Consider the following 18,155-nt stretch of genomic DNA (forward strand, 5'->3'; position numbering starts at 1 on the left):
TTTCTTTTTTATGAGTTCTCCACCGCTTTCAGCACTCTTTGTAATACCTCCTGATAGGCATCCTCTACATTACCCAAATCCCGACGGAAACGGTCTTTGTCTAGTACCCTGCGATTTTGGTCATCTCCTGCGGAATTATCCCACAATCGGCAGGTGTCGGGGCTAATTTCATCTGCCAACAGTATCTGCTGTTGTGAATCCAAGCCAAACTCTAGTTTAAAATCTACTAAGGTAATGTCACAGCGTTGGAAAAAGTCGCAGAGAAAATTGTTGATTTGCAATGCTAGATGGGTAATCCTTTCCACTTGTTCCGGTGTTGCTAACTCCAATAGGAGTATGCGATCGCCTGTTAATAAGGGGTCGCCTAGCTGGTCGTTTTTGTAGTAAAAATCTACCAATGGCTGTTTCAGCACAGTTCCTAAGGGTAATCCGGTTTGTTGACATAAACTTCCGGCGGCAATGTTCCTGACAACGACTTCTAGGGGCAGAATCTTAACTGCCTTGACCCGCATTTGATTGGGAGCAGGATTGTCGATGTAATGTGTTTTAATGCCATGCCCTTCCAGGTGTTGAAACAGCTTGCTGGAAATGCTACAGTTAATGATCCCCTTACCCTCAATACTGCCACGCTTTTGGGCGTTGAAAGCAGTTGCAGCGTCTTTAAAGTCAGCTAGTAAGATATCAGGATCGTCTGTCGTAAAAAGGATTTTTGCTTTTCCTTCGTATATTTTTTTTTGAGCAGACATGGTCCAAGGTAAATTTATATAGAACGTCAAGTGGCTTTAATAGTTGTAAGCTAAATCATTTTATCTCCAAAGGTGTAGGGATTAAGGGCTAGTTTCCAAACCTGCCCATATGGGATAACGGTATGAACAAAATAATTCACCAGGTTTTACATTAAATAAAGTAGTATTTCTCCTCACAAAAAATTTTAATAATTTTTGATAAACGAAATGCTAGAATGAAGCAGAAGTGTATATATTAATACAATGTTTTTGACGTTTTCCAGTCACGTTGAATAAAATAATCAGTTACACACAAATACCGTAATGAGCAACGACCCAATCAAACTTGCTCTTATTCGCTTCAAACAGTGAGGTTTTAACCAACGGAGAAAACAATGGTTAGCAATAAAGACAATTTTATCTACCCACGCGGACGTTACTACGGCCAGGTAAAGCCAGAAAATTTGGTTTTCAACGCCAATTTACAGGAATTTGCCCAAAGAGTCAGTTATATTTGTAACTTAGAAACAGCGGGTAAAGTATCACCAGAAGAAGCTTACGAACAAGTAAAAGCTCTTTGGCAAAGTTTGAAACAGTCAAAAAAAGAACTGGGTATAGGTGAAAACCCTTTTCATACTGATGGAGGTAATATTGAAGAAACTTAGGAGTTATGAATTTTGCTTTCTTAACTCCTTTGTCTTTACTTAGTTATCATTGTCCAAACCCCATCCCAAAATTCACCAGGAGGGTGATTCAGGTAATTACGAGCACGTTCTAGATGGATCTCAACAGCTTGATCTCTAGGTCGGATTTTTTGAGCAACTTTAAATAACTCAATTGCTTTTTGAAACGCCCGTTCCTTGTAAGCAGTGCGTCCTTGTTGGTAAAAGGACAAAAACTCTTGAGTATTATCATCTAAAGCAATACTGCGATCGCCGATCAATTCGTAAATATAAACTGCTTGATGTTTTCCTTTGACCCTAATCTTGTCTAATTCGCGTACCCAGATGCGATCTCCACATAGTTGATAAGTAAATTCACTTAAAATGATGTCACAACCATATTCCTTAGTCACTCCTTCCAAGCGAGAACTCAAGTTTACGCCATCTCCGATAGCAGTGTAATCCATCCGTTTTTGAGAACCAATATTACCAGAAACGACTTCCCCAGAACTAATTCCGATACCAATATGGATTTGCGGCTGTTCTTGGATAATACGCCGTCTATTGAATTCTGCCAGTCTTTGCCGCATTTCCAAAGCTGATTGAACCGCCCTCCAAGCATGATTGTCTGTAAGTGGAAGCGGCGCACCAAACACTGCCATTAAAGCATCACCAATAAATTTATCCAAAGTCCCTTCGTGATTAAAAACCGCCTCAACCATCGTTTCAAAATACTGATTCAGTAGGGAGACTACTTCAGCGGCTCCTAAATTTTCTGTTAACGTAGTGTAACCTCTGATATCAGAGAATAAGATAGTGACTTCCTTGCGTTCGCCCACCATTAAGGCGTCGTCTCCAAGTGCCATAACTTGTTCTGCTACACGGGGAGTTAAGTAGCGGTACATGGTAGTTTTCATTCTTTTTTCTTGGCTAATATCTTCTAAAACCACCAAACCACCTCGAACTCCACCTTCTGGATTCGTCAGGGGGTTGACCGTAAGATTAATGCTGCGATCGATTTTCTTGACTTTGGATTCGTGGAGGAAAGAAGAAGACGGCGCGAGAGATTGATTCCAGGGAATAAAAATGTGTGGGTTGCTGCGTTCCGGTATAACCAAAATGTAGATAAGTGGTTCCTGTAAAGAAGTTGTGTGGGATGTATCCGCATACAAACCTACTGTTAAGCTTTGTTCTGGTACATAATGTCTTGCACCATATTTCAGGCTATCTTGCAACCTGTGTTGCAAATTTTCAATAGGTACAACTTCCCAGACTAAACGACCAGTTAAATTCTGTTCCCAAAGATTCTTAGTATTTTTACCGTTTGGTTCTCCCAAAGGACAACCCAACAATTCTAGAGCTGCATCATTAATAGTAACAATTCTTCCTTCCATATCCGTAGATATTACGGCATCAGAAAGACTTTGCAAAATATCTTTTTGATACTGTTTTTCTAGCAATACATTTTCAAACAAACGAGCATTTTCTAGAGCAATTCCTGCTTGAATATTAAAAGCTCGCATAAATTCTTCATCAGAAGCGGTAAAACTGCTTTGTTGCTTGTTAATTAACTGTGTAACACCAATCAATTCATTAGCAGAATTAAACACTGGCAAACATAAAATATTACGAGTCACATAACCCGTTTTCCGATCTGTACTTGGATCGAAACGCGGATCTTTGTAGGCATCAGGAATATTTAAGGCTTCACCAGTAGATGCTACATAGCCAGCAATACCTTTATTAGCAGGCATACGAATTTCCATCATAGTTTTGCCATCAGCCGCTGCGACCTTAGTCCACAATTCCCCCATCTCTTTCCGATATAAAAACAACGTACTGCGGTCTGCCTGCATTAAAAGCAGTCTTAAATGCAGTTCTTTAATTCAAGCTGTCTCGGATTTGGATGATTCCTACAAAGTTGTTGCTTTTATAGATGCTGATGCAGTCGTCCATCAAGATTGGTTGCGTGAATTGGTCAGCCCTTTATCCCATCCTAAAATTGGAGCAACAACAGGTAATCGTTGGTACTTACCCACAGGTAAGTATTGGGGATCGTTGGTGCGTTATATATGGAACATATCTGCAGTTCTACAAATGTCCCTTTACCGGATTGCTTGGGGTGGAACTTTAGCTCTCAAAACAGAAACGATCCATCAAATAGGGCTATTAGAAAAATGGGGGCAAGCCTACAGCGAAGATACTATGATTCACAGCGTCCTGGCAACACATGGGATGCAGGTCAAATTTGTGCCTTCTCTGTTAATTCTCAATCGTGAGGAGTGCGATTTACCTAGGTTATTTGGATGGCTCAAGCGTCAGCTGCTAACTTCTCGTCTTTACCACCCTTGGTGGTGGGCTGTCGTTGCTGACTCCTTCTTAACTATACTGTTACCCAATGTGGTTTTGGTGCTGTGTCTGACAGCGTTATGGACAAAACAATTGAATATCGCAGCTGTATGCTTTGCTGCCTTTGGTAGTTATACAGCGACATTACTGTTGCTGGTAATAACCTTAGAGAAAGAAGTACAGCAAATTCTTCGCAAGCACTATCAGCAGGGAACACAGTTGTCAGCTGTCACAGTTATCAAAATGTTGGTGACAATTCCGCTGACACAGTGGGTATATGGATTAGCTATGATGTTTTCCTTGTGGATGCGAAAAGTCAACTGGCGCGGTGTTACGTATTTGATTAAAAGTCCTTGGGATGTTCGTTTACTGGAATACCGTGCTTATCAAGGATTAGATAATTCTGACGATAAAAAAGTTTCTATCTAAAATGAACAACCAACCTCTTCGGATTGCAATTTTTACAAGTTTGTATGCACCGTTTTTAACTGGTGTTTCTGTAGCCGTACACCAACGAGTTCGGTGGTTATTACAGAAAGGGCATGAAGTTTTTCTCATTCACCCTCAAATTAACGATTGCTATCCCGAATATATTGGCAATCGTCCCATGCCTGGGCTGGATGAGTTAAAGCCTTTCCCAAATTTTTCCTCCTATGCTTTTCCAACGCAGCCACTGATATTTTATAAGTCTCTTCCCCAACCATTACACTATCGCCATTGGAGTGATACGAAGTTAATGGAAGAGTTTCAACCAGACATTATAGTGGTTGAAGAAGCACCGCAAATGAGAGGGTTTTACTCACTTTATTTACAAGGTTACGGTCGCCCAATTGGAAGTGACTATGCAAACCGCACGGGTACCCCAATCGTTTCTCTTTTCCATACTGATATCATTGCTTATATACGATATTACTTGGGCGATCGCGTATTCAGCTTGATTCGTCCTATCCTTCCTTTCTTAGTGAAGCAGTTCAGTGAAGTTTACGATTTCAATTTCTTTCCTTCTCGCGAACAACTTGCCAAGTATCAACAGCTAAAATCTCAACGCAGCCAATATCTCCCCTTTCAAGGAATTGACTGTCAAAAATTTAATCCGACAAACATCTGTTACGACCCTATTCCTGACGATCGTAGACCAACCCTCCTGTTTGTCGGGCGCATTACCGCAGAAAAGAATGTTTTTCAACTTCTAGAAGCCTATGCCATAATTGCTGCTAGAATTGCCGATGTTCATTTGATTGTTGTTGGTAGGGGTCCCCAAGAAGAGGAATTTCGCCAACAAGCAGAAAAGTTCAAATCTGGTGTGACTGTCTGGGGTGAGTCTCATGGAACAGAACTTTTGGGTTTGTATGCTCGTGCCGATTTATTTGTAAACCCCTCAACTACTGAAAACTTTTGTACGGCAAATAACGAAGCACTCGCCTCAGGAACCCCTGCGATCGCTGCTGTTGCCACCTCTACCTCAGAGCAAATTATACCCGGTTACAATGGCTTCCTAGCTGAAGCTAATAATCCACATGATTTAGCTGACAAAATCATCACAATTCTTCAAAATCCCAACCTCAAAGAAGAGATGTCTCAAAATGCCCGCCTTTCGGTACTTGAATTTGATTGGTCAGTATGCATGAAAAAGTTTGAGACAAAACTATACGAGGTTATTCGAGCATCGAAGACACTGGACGCACAACCTTCTTCATTCGTTAGTTAAAGCGTCAGTACAGGAATCACAATTTCGGTTTAGCACGACCAAAGGGGCTGACACAATTCTTGTGCGAGCCCTAATTTTATGAAAAAATGTAAATACTCCAGAAAACCTGATAACAGATGACAAGTAACTGAGGACGACCTTCTCCACTTACCTTTTTTCATACCAACCGACTGAATTGCGTGGGATTACTGTACCAACGTTCTAGCAAAGTTTTTAGGATATGGAAAAAATAGTGGAGAACTATAATGGTTTTAAAAAAAATAGAAGAATTGCGGTTATCGGTGCTGGCATATCAGGAATTGCAGCAGCGCACGTACTCAAAAAGAATGGATATGAAACTGTTGTTTTTGAGAGGTCTACAGAAATTGGTGGTGTATGGACTGAAGCGTACCCCAAAGTTCGCCTTCAGAACATCAGTTCACAATATCACATATCCGACTTTCCTTGGCCTTTTACACCAGATTTCAACCCGACAGCGTTACAAGTTGTACAATATTTGCGTGCGGCAGTCAATACATTTCAGATTGATGTTCGCCTCAAACACGAAGTTTTTGCACTTGAAGAACAAGAGGATGGTTGGCGAGTGCGGTTCCAAAACAACGACGGTTGTCACGAAGAGACATTTGAATATGTTTTGGTTGCCGTAGGTCATTATACCCAGAAAAAACATCGTCCAACATTTCCGGGAGAAGCAGAATTCATCGGTAAAGTTGTTACAGCTCTAGATATCAAATCCCTCGACATTTTCAATGACAAGCACGTTGCAGTCGTAGGATTTGGGAAGAGCGCTATCGACATGGCTGTGTTTGCGGCGCAGCGTGGTCAGCAAATACACCACGTATTTCGTACACCCAGATGGCTAGTGCCACAAAAGATTTTGGGTTTCCACTACACTTATGCTTTGTTCAATCGGATAAATTCTGCTATGATTCCAAGTTGGGCACATCCAACCATAGCAGAGCGCTTCCTCCATACCCGTCTCAATTTCATTGTCTCCGGTTTTTGGAGCCTAATTGAGTTTATTTTGCGATTACAAATTCAACGTATCGGTTTTGGTAAAGGTCAATCTGCTGCAAGTAGATTAAAAGCCATACAACCAACACATTCTTTAGTTCCTGACTTGCGTGCGGCTACCGCTATAGCACCAGATGCTTATTATAGATTTGTGGCTGAGGGTCGGATACAACCACATCATGCACAATTGTCCGGTTTTTCTCGGGAAACGATAAAGTTGGAGCAGGGGGAGGAAATCCACTGCGATGTTGTTGTATTATCTCTAGGTTCGCAGACTCCAGTTTTTCCCTTTCTGCCCGAAAAATATCGACATCTGCTGGAGGTTCAAAAGGATGGGGTACAACTGTACCGACACTTAATCCACCCAAGAATTCCCAATCTTGCTTTTGTAGGTTTCAATCATGGGTTTTTACACGTACCTGCCGTCGAAATTAGCACACTTTGGCTTAGCGCTTATCTAGAAGGCGAGCTTGAATTGCCCTCGGTTGAAAAGATGGAGCAAGACATTGAAGAAGTCCGACAATGGAAGAATGCATATATACACTTTGAACCCGCACGTGGATGTGGGGTTAACGTCCGTTGCCAGAAATACATAGACATCTTGCTTCAAGATTTAGAGGTCTCGAGCTACAGAAAAATGCCCAATATTTTTGCGGAGATTTTTGAGAGATACAATTGCTCTGACTACAAAAATGTCTTTGAAGAATATAACCGCAATAAAACAAGCCGGACAACACCTCTGCATCCGCTTGCAATTCCGACTTGAGATTCTCCTTGCTTGAGATAGACTAATCTCCTGTAATAAAAACCGTCATTTTCCACTGCCCCTGCTTGTTTTCAAACCGAGCACGATATCCCGCAGGATAGTAGGCATAACGGCTTGAAATGTAGCCTTGTTGACCCGCAGGAGTGATAATCGGTTGCCAGCCGTCAAAGGTTTGTTGTTCCTGCTGTTGCTGTTGAGTCAGACGAGAAAATCCAGTCGGATTGGATTTAACAACTTCATCCGATAAAACTCCAATGACTTGGCTATCATTGCGCGGTTGTGCGCGAACATTAATATTTTCACCCACGATGTAAACATCGCTAAAAGGATCGCCTAAGGAGGCTTGAGACACATGCGGGCATTGGTAGGCATTTATCTTAACTCCCGGTGGCGCTTCATAAGGGGTACAGCCAATACTGATGATTCGCTCCAATCGCGTCCAGGAAAGTGAGTTGGGATTGTCAAATCTGAGTGAACTAAAAGGGATTGGAGATCCAAAGGTAATTTTAATCTTTGGATCTGCGATCGCACGAATAAATTTAGCATCGCGCTCGCGAATTGCCTGCTTTAAACGCTCGCGAAACTGGTAGAAGGAACTGCTAGAAGGAACTCGATCGCGCAGTTTAAAAGGACGACGAGGGTAGGACATGGCTTGTGCAGTAAATTTTGGTTGATAAACTGTGTTGTCTGTTGGTTGGCTCGTGCCAAACAGAAACAGGTTTGCAGTGTGACCTACAAGGAAGCGATTTGTCATGCTCTGACAGCCCACTAATAACAGCATTAGCGGCACAATACTTTTAAACTTCAGAAAATGGAATTTCATAGCATTTGCGGAAATATATAAGTTAAGTTTGGAGGTAACATAAATATTGACGTTTTAAATGATGAATGGGTGGCGATCGCTATCAAGATGAAGCGCTGCAAGATACCCGACTTCTTACGATAAGTTGGGTATCTGACCAATATTAGAAATCCCAAAATCCAAGCCTCTTGACTTTTTACTTAAGTAAGTGGGCGGGAATCAACAAAATTACGTTACAAAATGTAAATGCATCTGAAACCCTTATCAATGACAAATGACTAAGAACGACCCTTACTAGTTACATTTTTTCTTACTTAGTACTTTGCCCGGAAACTTGTTGAATCTGCTCGGTAAAGTATTCTTCATCGTGCTTGAGTTGTTGAGCAATCTCCAGCCCTTTTTGAAAGGCTTTGAGTGCTTGCGGATAGTCCTTACGTTGCACGTGAATTTGCCCAATTTGGTCATAAGCAGTCATCAAACCATAAGAATTGGCAGATAATTCTTCTGCTTGCACTAGAATTTGGCTTGCCTGCAACGCTTCCTGGATTTGACCCTGAGAACGGTAAAGGGCAATTAACTTCCGCAAAATCTCTCCAGCACGAACGTACTGCTGTAACTCCCAAGCAGTCATATACGCCACTTGGTAGTTCGCGAATGCTTCCTGAAGTAAACCGGGATTATCCTTTGCTAGGGCTTCGTAATTTGAGGCAATTTCCTGCTTCAAATCTGGTAACTGGGCGAAGTTATTCTCGCTTTGGTAAATTTTTGCTAGCTGATTGCGTACTCTTAAGGAGTTTTCAGGTTGTTTTGCTTGGTCGTAAATGTATGCTAGCTGCTTTAAGTATGCTATCTCGTTAATGCGATCGCCTTGAGAAGAAGCTAAAGCAAGTAATTTCTCATAAGTCCCGCCGGCGGATGGATAATCAAACCAGCTTAAATGGGTTTGCCCAATGGTCTTGAGAGTCTCAACCTCTGCTGCGGCATCTCCAAGCTGTCGTACCGATGCTAAAATTTGGTCGTAAACTGCCAATGCCAATTTAGGAGAACGTACTTGCTGGTAAGCTTGACCTAGAGCTTGCAAAAATTGTAAATCGGCAGTGTTTTGAGTTTGTGATTGTTTTTGAACGGTTTGCAATCGCTGTGTAATATACTGTACTTCTTGGCGATTGTTTGCATTCCATGCGATCGCTCCCACTCGTGACAGTGCCTCTACTTCAGCCAACGGTCCTAAAAAGCGACGCAAGCGCAGTTCCCGATTCCAAATATCGAATGCTCCTATCTCATCCCTTGCTTGCATTTTAGCCGCAGCTTGCTGATTCAACTCATCCAAGGATGCCTCTAACTGCTGGCGTTCTTCCGGGCTGAGAGGTCGTTTGTCCTTCGGGGAACGCGGACGCAGGGGGTCTGGCGTGTTAATTTCTAGGGGATTTGGGGGGAATTTATCTGGCAGTTGAGGCTTTTTACTTGCCGCCAACGTCAACGAACTACAGAAAATAAATAATGTAGCAGTTGCAGTTAAAGTAAGACCTAAGCGCCGTAACATGGCTGTTGTACCTTTGAGTTGCATCGGGAATGGCTAATAGCTAGTTCTTAATTGCTAACTGTAGCCGTAAGCTATGAGACTTTGACGTTGGTCAGCAAAAAATTCTCCTGAAAAAAAGAGTAACTACAGTTTTACAATACTTTATACAGGATTTTTGTTTTGTCAAGCTCTAAAGCTAAATTTTTGCAATCCAAAGTCTAAAATTCAAAGTTGACATAATGACGAATTCTACACATATTGCCACTTTAGCCCGGTGGATGGCAGCTGATTTCAGCAATCAAGAACAAGCTTTTGAAAATCCGCCTTTTTTTGCCCATATTCGCGTGTGTATGCGCCCTCTTCCCCTATCCGTTTTATCTGGGGTTAGTTTTTTTGTCGAACAAGCCTATGATTATCTGCTGGATGTTCCCTACCGCGTTCGAGTCTTAAAGTTGATCGACGCAGGGGACCACATTGAAATCGAAAACTATTCTGTGAAAGAAGAAAAAAACTTCTACGGGGCGTCCCGCAATCTCGAACGCCTCCAAACCCTAAAAGCTGGTGATTTGGAAAAACTGCCAGGTTGCAACATGATTGTAGAGTGGACAGGTCACAGCTTTCAAGGCAAGGTAGAACCAGGAAAAGCGTGCATTGTCTACCGTAAAGGGCAAAAAACTTACCTTGATAGTAACTTTGAAATTGATGAAGCAAAATTCATCAGTCGCGATCGCGGACGCGACCCGGAAACCGATGAGCATATTTGGGGGTCTGTCGCAGGACCATTTCATTTTGTTCGCTGGGCTAGTTTTGCTGATGAAGTGAAGTTGGCAACCAATGGGTAACGGATACAACAAATAGTCACAAAGCGGTTATTGCCCACCTTCTTTAAAGGGTGGGTAAACCGCTTCATAATCCAAAATCTAAAATATAAAATCCATCTATCAACCTATTTTTCATACTTTATCCTTTATCCTTCATCCTTATTTAATACCCTGTTGCTGCCAAGTCCAGCTTGTAGGAAAAAGGAAATCGTTCAACCGACGACTCCCAAGTTCCATCTGGATAAAGTTTTAGCAAACGGAATCCAGGTGGTTTTTGGTCAAGGGCAAACTTTGTGCTTCCTGGCGCAAATTGTATGGAAGTTGAGGGAGTTCCCAAGTAATGGACTTCCTTGCGTTGCTGATGAAATTCCTGATGTATGTGTCCAAACAAAACCAACTTCACTTGTGGGTGACGGTCAAGTACAGCAAACAATTCTTGCGAATTTTGTAGGGTGCTGGTATCTAGCCAATAAGAATTCACCTGGAAAGGTGGATGGTGTAAGGCTAATAGCGTAGGCTTATGAGCTATCATTTTTAATTGGAGGTCTAACCAATCCAAAGTTCCTGCTGGCAAATAACCGTGGACACATCCAGGTACAGTGGAGTTAAGTAGAACAAAATTCCATCCCCCACGCTCGAAAGACTTGCGCCGAGAAACTAAACCCAAATTGAGAACCTGTTCCATTGCCATCGCACAGTCATGATTTCCTGGTAACCAGTAAGTTGGTACTTCCAGTGGACGCAACAGGTTTTGCACTGTTTCATAAGATTCAAGACTACCGTCCCCAGACAAATCTCCGGTAAGTAGTAGTAAATCAAGTTCAGATTGCAGTTTCTTCAACTGCTGAATTGCTGCTTGAAAAGATAAAGTCGTTGGCATTCCAAGCAATCGTTCATTCTCATCTGCAAACAGGTGCATATCTGACACCTGTGCGATTGACACGGGAAAAACTGGATTCATTGTTGCTGATAACAGTTTAGGCTTTATATGCTAGTTTCCTTCATGAGGATAACAAATTGTAACTAAAGTTGCTCTATTTAGTCCGATCTCAGGTAAATATCATATATTTTTTAAATTATTCTGTTCTCGATTCTATAAGCTTTCCATAACTTATATCTCCTCTTTTTTTATCCGTAATCCACGCAAAACAATTTTTTAATTATACTAATCATTGAAATGATTTATTTTTTTACTTATTCTAAAATACTATATTAAAAATTCTTATGAATGCAAAAAAGATTAAAGAAAAGTGTAATCGATTTTATTTGAGAAGGCAAAAATATAGCGCTTCTCACTTGAATCACATACAGCGCGATAGCTTCGCTCCTGCCCTCTGGGCAGATCGACACAATGTAGGGGCGTTAGCGTAGCTTGCCGACAGGCATACGGTTGAAAGCCCTCCAACGTGTATTGCAGAAAGGAAATATGTAATTTGTGAAAATTGCGATATGCAAAAAGAAACCCAGTTTAAAGAACCGGGTCTCTTAGCTTTTATCAATCGTTTAGGACTGCTGTATAGCCAAATATCTGAAACCCAGCCTGCGAAAAAGCAAAGGGCTGGTAACGCTATTGCCGGAATTTTCTCATCAGTACACCGACGAAAATAAACTCAACTATGTAAACAAATGTGAAGCGGTTATTTTTTACGACTAACCACCAACCACTAACCACGATCTACTTATGGCTTTTGTGTAGCTATTGCTAATTTTGCACCCTCTACTCGCCGTACCCGATCCATCACTGCCACAACTTGACCGTGATTGACCCCTTCATCGGCGTTTAATACAACCATCACCTGCTGTTCTGGCTGAACTTTTTGTCTCACTGCACTCTCTAACTGTTCCAAAACAATCTCCTGCTTGTCCAGAAATACCTGACCCGCCTTATTGATTGTTACTGTGAATTGTGCGGGACGTTCGGCTTGTCCGGTTGCAGCTTTAGGTAAATTTACTGGCAAACCTTGCGATCGCGTTAAAAACAGCGTTGACATAATGAAAAATGTCAAAATCGCAAAGATCACATCTATCATTGGTACGATGTTAATTTGCGCTGGAATATCCGGTTCATCTTGCAGACGCATAGGTTTTTCCTCCCCGTTCGTAGCGACGGCGATAAAGTAACTCCAACTGACCACCATACTCCTGAATGAGTGCTATTTGCCGTTGATAGAGACCTCTAAAAGTATTGGAAAATAGAAGTGTAAAAATAGCAACAATTAATCCCGACGCAGTAGAAACCAATGCTTCACTGATACCAGCCGTTACTCCTGCTGTTTTAGTTCCTCCCACATCACCAAGATTGAGAGAGGCAAAAGAGACAATGAGCCCTAAAACAGTTCCAAGAAGCCCTAACAGGGGTGCCAGAGAGATGATAGTATCGAAAATATTCTGAAAGCGCTTAAGCAAAGGTATCTCGGCTTGTGCTTCACTTTCTAAAGCCAAACGAAATTCGTCTGGTGTTGGTTCCTCTAACTCTAGAGCAGTAAGAAAAATGCGTGCCATTGGTAAATCTGCATTTTTCCGCAATTTATCTATTGCACCAACGACATTGTCCAGACGATAAAGGTTCAAGACTTCCTTGACCACGCGGCTTTGTCGGGTATTAACCATGACCCAAAATCTCACGCGTTCAATAATTAAAGCCACTCCTAGAACCGAAAATGCCAGCAGGGGCCACATCACCACACCGCCTGCCGCAAACAGATTTTGAATTCCCATGTGCTGTCTCTTAAGCCTCTAGATTTTGATCAGACTACCAGATTAGGGGACAAAGCTGATAGAAGTTCTCAATATAAATTAAAAGAAATGACAATCCATGTCAAACGGCAAGTGGTAGTAAAATCTGAAATTCATGATTTTTTTAGCTGGGATTTTTTGCTAAAAATCCAACAAATAATGCCTTTTAGCCATATTTTCCTTAAAAATCCCTAAATAATTATCTTTGTTGTTTGATTGACATTTGTTTCTAAATGTTTTAATGTTCACTAGTTACTGATAATGGGTGGCAACAAGCTATGAGCTTTTCTGGTACAGCTCTAAAGCAGCGTGAAAGAGAGTTAAAGGCTCTTAAAACTTTTCTCATTTTTAGTCTAGTTGGCTCATTAGGACTGCACATTGGTGTTTTGGCTTCTGGTATAGTCAATCTTTTAATAAGCTCTCCAGAAATTAAAGATGAACCTATAGAAGTCATGGTTCTTGAAGACGCACCTGCTCTAGAAAAAGCCAAGCCCGTAGAAACGACTAAAGAACAAGTAAAGCCTCCTTTGGAGAAGCTACCACAAGTACCCAAACAGGAAGTTGTAGATACAATCAAAACCCAATCAGTTGAACAAATCAAACCAGTGGAGCCTCCCCCTGTAGACCCCGTGTTACCAAAACCAGAGGTGAATCCTGAACAACCAATACAACCCAGGCAGACTGTGGTCGTACCGCGAAAGCTAGAGGTGAAGCCTCAAAAAATTATCACCGCACCAGTAGAAAAGCCAATCCAAAAACTCAAACCGGAAGTTACTGAACCAACAAATATACAGAATACACCATTACCTGCTCCCTTAGCGCAGTCTGATGAAAACTTGAAGCAGACTTTAAGAGGGATAAGAGAATCTAAAGTCCCTCAAAGCGGTGGTGGCGGTGGTGGTGGCGGTGGCGGTGGTATCCCTGTTGCCACTGGCTCGGGGAGTGGCACTGTAGCTACTGGCAGTGGCGGTGGCAGTGGTACAGGCACAGGTACAGGTATTGGTAGTGGAAGTGGTTCCGGTATCGGTAGCGGCATTGGCAGTGGTAGAGGTTCGGGCATTGGCAGTGGTAGAGGTTCGGGCATTGGCAGTGGCACTGGTAGCGGCATTGGCAGTGGTACAGGTAGTGGAACACAAGTTGCAACAGCTCCCAGACCAAGACCAGCAGTGACGAAATTCGATTTCGTGGACTGCATTAAATGCGACCTCAAATATCCACAAAGGGCAGAAAGGCAGGGTATTGAAGGTAGACCGGGTATCACCTTCGATGTGGATCAAAATGGAAATGTCATTAATATCCAATTGACTCGTCCTAGCGGTCATAGGGAACTGGATGAAGCACTGGTGAGTCAAGCCAGAAAATTTAAATTAAATGCCGCAGCCGCTGGAAAACAGAATGTACAGTTGATAGCTAATTTCACCAAGCCAGGATCGCGACAAAATCGAGAAGCCTTGAAGCGTCAAAGGGAAAGAGAAGAAGCCCGCAGACAAAGACAAGCAGAAGCAGAAAAGAAAAAACGCGAGGCTGAAGCTGCAGCAGCTAGTGAAACTGAGGCAACTCCGGGACGCAGGCGGCGCACAATGATACCAGATTCTCCGGCTTCAACGAGTTCACCAACTTTACCAACATCACCGACTTTACCCTCACAACAGCCAGAAAATGCCACTCAGCAGTTAGAAAAAACACCATCTTCCAGCCCAAGTAATACAGAAGAATCTCCACGCCGCCAACGGACACTGGAGCCAGACACATCTAACAGTGAGAATAACTTACGCGATAGTTTACGTCGTTCTCAAGAAGAGCCATCACAGCCATCTCAGGTCGTTCCTTCAGATGCTGGTGGTAACTAAAAATCATTAACGTATGATGAGCAAACCAGCCACTTCTACAACCAAAAGATTTATTGCAAAGGAAGCGCTACCCCTTAGTGGCTTGATGTTGGGATTGCTGATTCTTGTGCTATGTCTGGTATTCAGCGTTACCCTTGGCGCTGCCAATATTCCTTTAGAAAAGATTTATTCTGCATTCACAAGTTTTGACGGTTCTAGAGAGCACTTGATTATCCGCACTATTAGGCTACCGCGATCGCTCCTGGCAATAATAGTGGGTGCGGCAATGTCTACAGCTGGTGCGATAATGCAAGGTATCACTCGAAACCCATTAGCTGACCCAGGTATCTTGGGCATCAACGCTGGTGCTGCGTTTGCTGTTGTGATTGCGATTTTTGCCTTTGGTGCGTCTTCGCCAAGTGTTTATATTTGGTATGCATTAATAGGTGCTGGCGTCACGGTTGTAAGTGTCTATATTTTCGCATCTCTTGGTCGTAGTGGTATCACCCCGCTCAATCTTACCATTGCGGGTGCAGCTGTTAGCGCTTTTCTGGCTTCACTCACAACAGGTATACTAATTGTCAGTCAACGCACTTTGGAAGAAATCCGCTTTTGGTTGGCTGGTTCTTTGGCGGGTACTGATGAAACTATTATTTGGCAAATCTTGCCATATATTTGCATTGGAATGATATTAGCACTTGTCTTGGCAAGGCAAATAACTATCTTGAACTTAGGGGAAGATGTTGCTAGAGGGTTAGGTCAAGAAACTTTATGGGTAAAAATAACTGCTGCGATCGGTGTCTTATTGTTAGCAGGTAGTTCAGTTGCAGCCGCAGGGTCAATTGGACTTATTGGTTTGGTAGTCCCCTATATTGCTCGCTTGCTCGTTGGGGTAGATTATCGCTGGCTTATTCCATATAGTGCCTTATTTGGAGCTATGCTACTTTTAGCATCAGATGTCGCTGCTAGATTGGTGATTCAACCGCAAGAAGTTCCTGTCGGGGTTATGACAGCTTTAGTGGGTTCGCCGTTCTTCGTTTATTTAGCCAAAACTAAGGTGAAGAAATGAAGAGCCATTCATTTGTTTTCCGTTCCAACAAGCTTGGTGTATCCTTCCGTTTTCAAAGGCGTGTTCCCATTGTTCTATTCATTCTGATAACAATAACTTTGGCAGTAATGGTGATTGCTACTTCCTTTGGGGAATATCCCACACCACCATTAGTTGTGATTCAAACAGTATTGGGAATAGACACGGGAAATCCCGATTACGCTTTTGTGATTAATACACTGCGACTGCCAAGAATTATAACTGCTTGTCTTGTCGGTATGGCATTAGCAATTTCTGGAACAATAATGCAAGGAATCACCCGCAACGGGCTGGCTGACCCCGGTATTATTGGCATTAATGCTGGGGCTGGTCTTGCAGCTGTAAGTCTAATTGTACTATTTCCCAATGTTGGGGTGGGAGTTTTACCTTTGTCGGCTTTTCTTGGTGCTTTAGCAGCTTCTTTACTAATTTACCTACTGGCTTGGGATAACGGAAGCCATCCTATTCGTTTGATATTAATTGGTGTGGCAATTGCTGCGGTAACAAGTGCTTTTACTAGCTTGTTAATAACATTTGGAAATATTGATGATGTCAGTCAGGCTTTAGTTTGGTTGGCAGGAAGTGTCTACGGAAGGAGTTGGGAACAGGTTTTTTCGTTTTTACCTTGGGTGATAGTATTTATTCCTTTAGCCTTAGTAAAAGCACCACAGTTAAATGCTTTAGCTTTAGGAGACGAAATCGCAAAAGGATTGGGGAGTCAAGTCGAATGGCAACGCAGTTTCTTATTATTAATTAGTGCAGCGCTTTCTGGTGCGGCAGTGGCAACGGCAGGAACAATTAGTTTTGTTGGGTTAATTGGCCAGATAAACCTGTGATTTTTATAGCACCGTATGGTTTAAACCTTCTAAATGATGTCAAAATGGCGTATGGAGGTTAATTTATCCAAGTAACTTATAATTAGTTTCCTGTTAGGGTAGACTTACAAGATAGCGTCACCGTTTGAATGGGCAGAAGGCGCAGTATTTGGTACCGATATAACTCAGTGCTACAACCGATAGATGTATCTACGCTATTTGAGGGTGCATTTGTCTGACCCTGATGGTAGTAGTAAGGATATTGTATTTTACCATATGAAACGCGAATTTGACGATCGCCAAGGTCAAGATGGCTTTCGCTATCTCTACTGGTGGCAAATATAAAGGTGTACCGAGTCCGTTTGTTGATTTACTTGAACTTGAGGAGTTTTATCGGCACCAGCTAAAAATTGCTTCTTCGCGTAATGATGATGAAGTTGCTTTGCTAACTCTTGCCTATGTCGAAGGTTGTGCATTCTTTGAACAACGTTTGAAAATATAGAATTTAGCGGATTCTGGCTAGGAGTCGGCGTTAACTTTTCGTCATGGCGAACTAACCCGGTAGACGCAGCGCCGCCCACCTGCAACAATATGCTCGGTTCTTTCAACAACGGTGTTCTGTCCCAAAACAGTTTGAAACGTTTCTAGTTCCTTGCGACAAAGCCCCGTACAAGCAGTTGCAGCAGCACAAATAGGACAATGATTTTCAATGAGTAAAAACGAACCATCTTCCTCTGGTTGAACTTCAGCCATGTATCCTTCATCAGTCCGTTTTGCAGCTAATGCTTCTACTCGCTGCTGAAGAGACCCATCACCGGGCAATTTTGCTTGGTACTCTACAATTTGCTGGCGAGTTTTAATTTCCAGTAAACGCTCAAGCCCTTCTTCCCCAAATGCTTCTATCATGGCATGAAGCAGGCTTAGGGTTAACTCTGCATAGCCCTCTGGAAACAGATGATTGGCAGCTGAGGTTAATTGCCACAGTTTTGCAGGTCGTCCCATCGATCGCTGTTCCTCATGGTAGGTCACTAGGCTTTCTTCCTGCAAAGCGTATAGGTGCTGGCGTACTGCCATTGCTGTCACCTTCAAGTGGGAGGCTAAAGCAAGAGCGTCCATCGGTCCCTCTTGCTTTAGGAGTTTCAAAATAGCCCGACGTGTACGGATAGTCGCTGATTTATTGGGTAATTCACTCTTCATAATAACAAACTAAAGAAAACCCTTTACAAAGTCAAGCCATTCTTTGAAACTCAATTTTATAAAGAAAATACTTTACAAATTTAGCCAAAAACAACTAATATACTTTATAAAGAAAATACTTT

16 protein-coding genes and 2 pseudogenes are annotated in these 18,155 nt (G+C 42.4%); 10 read left to right on the forward strand and 8 right to left on the reverse strand.

Annotated elements, in window-relative coordinates:
* Positions 1-8: 8 nt before the first annotated feature.
* The gene (gene purC, locus ACYRY3_RS20235) at positions 9-746 is read right to left on the reverse strand and encodes a phosphoribosylaminoimidazolesuccinocarboxamide synthase (RefSeq protein WP_460203415.1); all 738 of its coding nucleotides are present in this window, start codon (positions 744-746) and stop codon (positions 9-11) included.
* Positions 747-1,120: 374 nt separating this feature from the next.
* Between purC and ACYRY3_RS20240 the strand changes: the two genes are divergently transcribed.
* Positions 1,121-1,390: a DUF7219 family protein gene (locus ACYRY3_RS20240; protein ID WP_460203416.1), complete on the forward strand. Its 270-nt coding sequence runs from the start codon at positions 1,121-1,123 to the stop codon at positions 1,388-1,390.
* 35 nt (positions 1,391-1,425) lie between these two features.
* Here the strand turns inward: ACYRY3_RS20240 and ACYRY3_RS20245 are convergent.
* A pseudogene (locus ACYRY3_RS20245) lies at positions 1,426-3,249 on the reverse strand (adenylate/guanylate cyclase domain-containing protein); the annotation flags it as partial.
* On the opposite strand from ACYRY3_RS20245, the gene ACYRY3_RS20250 reads away from it, so the two are divergent.
* The 3 genes from ACYRY3_RS20250 to ACYRY3_RS20260 all read left to right on the forward strand — a co-directional run bounded on the left by ACYRY3_RS20250 (position 3,161) and on the right by ACYRY3_RS20260 (position 7,224).
* Positions 3,161-4,165: a glycosyltransferase family 2 protein gene (locus tag ACYRY3_RS20250; protein WP_460203417.1), complete on the forward strand. Its 1,005-nt coding sequence runs from the start codon at positions 3,161-3,163 to the stop codon at positions 4,163-4,165. The pseudogene ACYRY3_RS20245 and the gene ACYRY3_RS20250 sit on opposite strands and share 89 nt — an antisense overlap.
* A 1-nt stretch (position 4,166) precedes the next feature.
* Entirely contained in the window at positions 4,167-5,444 is a 1,278-nt protein-coding gene (locus ACYRY3_RS20255; protein ID WP_460203418.1) for a glycosyltransferase, read from the forward strand.
* Between the two features lie 220 nt (positions 5,445-5,664).
* Positions 5,665-7,224 (forward strand): flavin-containing monooxygenase, encoded by a 1,560-nt coding sequence (locus ACYRY3_RS20260; RefSeq protein ID WP_460203419.1) that lies wholly within the window; start codon positions 5,665-5,667, stop codon positions 7,222-7,224.
* A 22-nt stretch (positions 7,225-7,246) separates the two neighbouring features.
* Here the strand turns inward: ACYRY3_RS20260 and ACYRY3_RS20265 are convergent, their stop codons facing one another.
* Together ACYRY3_RS20265 and ACYRY3_RS20270 are read right to left on the reverse strand one after the other, a co-directional pair.
* Positions 7,247-7,978, reverse strand: a complete 732-nt coding sequence (locus tag ACYRY3_RS20265; RefSeq protein WP_460203420.1) for an SH3 domain-containing protein — start codon at positions 7,976-7,978, stop codon at positions 7,247-7,249.
* 358 nt (positions 7,979-8,336) lie between these two features.
* Positions 8,337-9,569 (reverse strand): tetratricopeptide repeat protein, encoded by a 1,233-nt coding sequence (locus tag ACYRY3_RS20270; protein WP_460203421.1) that lies wholly within the window; start codon positions 9,567-9,569, stop codon positions 8,337-8,339.
* A gap of 218 nt (positions 9,570-9,787) precedes the next feature.
* On the opposite strand from ACYRY3_RS20270, the gene ACYRY3_RS20275 reads away from it, so the two are divergent.
* The gene (locus tag ACYRY3_RS20275; RefSeq protein ID WP_460203422.1) at positions 9,788-10,390 is read left to right on the forward strand and encodes a CpcT/CpeT family chromophore lyase; all 603 of its coding nucleotides are present in this window, start codon (positions 9,788-9,790) and stop codon (positions 10,388-10,390) included.
* Between the two features lie 142 nt (positions 10,391-10,532).
* On the opposite strand, the gene cpdA is transcribed toward ACYRY3_RS20275, so the two are convergent.
* Positions 10,533-11,330, reverse strand: a complete 798-nt coding sequence (gene cpdA / locus ACYRY3_RS20280) for a 3',5'-cyclic-AMP phosphodiesterase (RefSeq protein WP_460203423.1) — start codon at positions 11,328-11,330, stop codon at positions 10,533-10,535.
* Positions 11,331-11,818: 488 nt separating this feature from the next.
* Between cpdA and ACYRY3_RS20285 the strand changes: the two genes are divergently transcribed.
* Complete coding sequence (locus ACYRY3_RS20285) at positions 11,819-11,977, forward strand: hypothetical protein (protein WP_460203424.1); 159 nt, start codon at positions 11,819-11,821, stop codon at positions 11,975-11,977.
* Between the two features lie 71 nt (positions 11,978-12,048).
* Here ACYRY3_RS20285 and ACYRY3_RS20290 read toward each other — a convergent pair whose 3' ends face one another.
* Entirely contained in the window at positions 12,049-12,450 is a 402-nt protein-coding gene (locus ACYRY3_RS20290) for an ExbD/TolR family protein (protein WP_460203425.1), read from the reverse strand.
* Entirely contained in the window at positions 12,434-13,087 is a 654-nt protein-coding gene (locus ACYRY3_RS20295) for a MotA/TolQ/ExbB proton channel family protein (RefSeq protein ID WP_460203426.1), read from the reverse strand. The genes ACYRY3_RS20290 and ACYRY3_RS20295 overlap by 17 nt, the downstream gene beginning before the upstream one ends.
* 296 nt (positions 13,088-13,383) lie before the next feature.
* On the opposite strand from ACYRY3_RS20295, the gene ACYRY3_RS20300 reads away from it, so the two are divergent.
* The 4 genes and pseudogenes from ACYRY3_RS20300 (at position 13,384) to ACYRY3_RS20315 (ending at position 17,338) form a co-directional block, all read left to right on the forward strand.
* Positions 13,384-14,955, forward strand: coding sequence for an energy transducer TonB (locus tag ACYRY3_RS20300; protein ID WP_460203427.1), 1,572 nt, complete (start codon positions 13,384-13,386; stop codon positions 14,953-14,955).
* Positions 14,956-14,971: 16 nt separating this feature from the next.
* Positions 14,972-16,003, forward strand: coding sequence for a FecCD family ABC transporter permease (locus tag ACYRY3_RS20305; RefSeq protein ID WP_460203461.1), 1,032 nt, complete (start codon positions 14,972-14,974; stop codon positions 16,001-16,003).
* Positions 16,000-16,839: pseudogene (locus ACYRY3_RS20310) on the forward strand (FecCD family ABC transporter permease); the annotation flags it as partial. The gene ACYRY3_RS20305 and the pseudogene ACYRY3_RS20310, both read left to right, overlap by 4 nt.
* Before the next feature lie 307 nt (positions 16,840-17,146).
* Positions 17,147-17,338: a hypothetical protein gene (locus ACYRY3_RS20315; RefSeq protein ID WP_460203428.1), complete on the forward strand. Its 192-nt coding sequence runs from the start codon at positions 17,147-17,149 to the stop codon at positions 17,336-17,338.
* A 41-nt stretch (positions 17,339-17,379) separates the two neighbouring features.
* On the opposite strand, the gene ACYRY3_RS20320 is transcribed toward ACYRY3_RS20315, so the two are convergent.
* Positions 17,380-18,033, reverse strand: coding sequence for a helix-turn-helix transcriptional regulator (locus ACYRY3_RS20320; protein ID WP_460203429.1), 654 nt, complete (start codon positions 18,031-18,033; stop codon positions 17,380-17,382).
* Positions 18,034-18,155: the final 122 nt, after the last annotated feature.

The sequence above is a fragment of the Scytonema sp. NUACC21 genome (assembly GCF_054684315.1).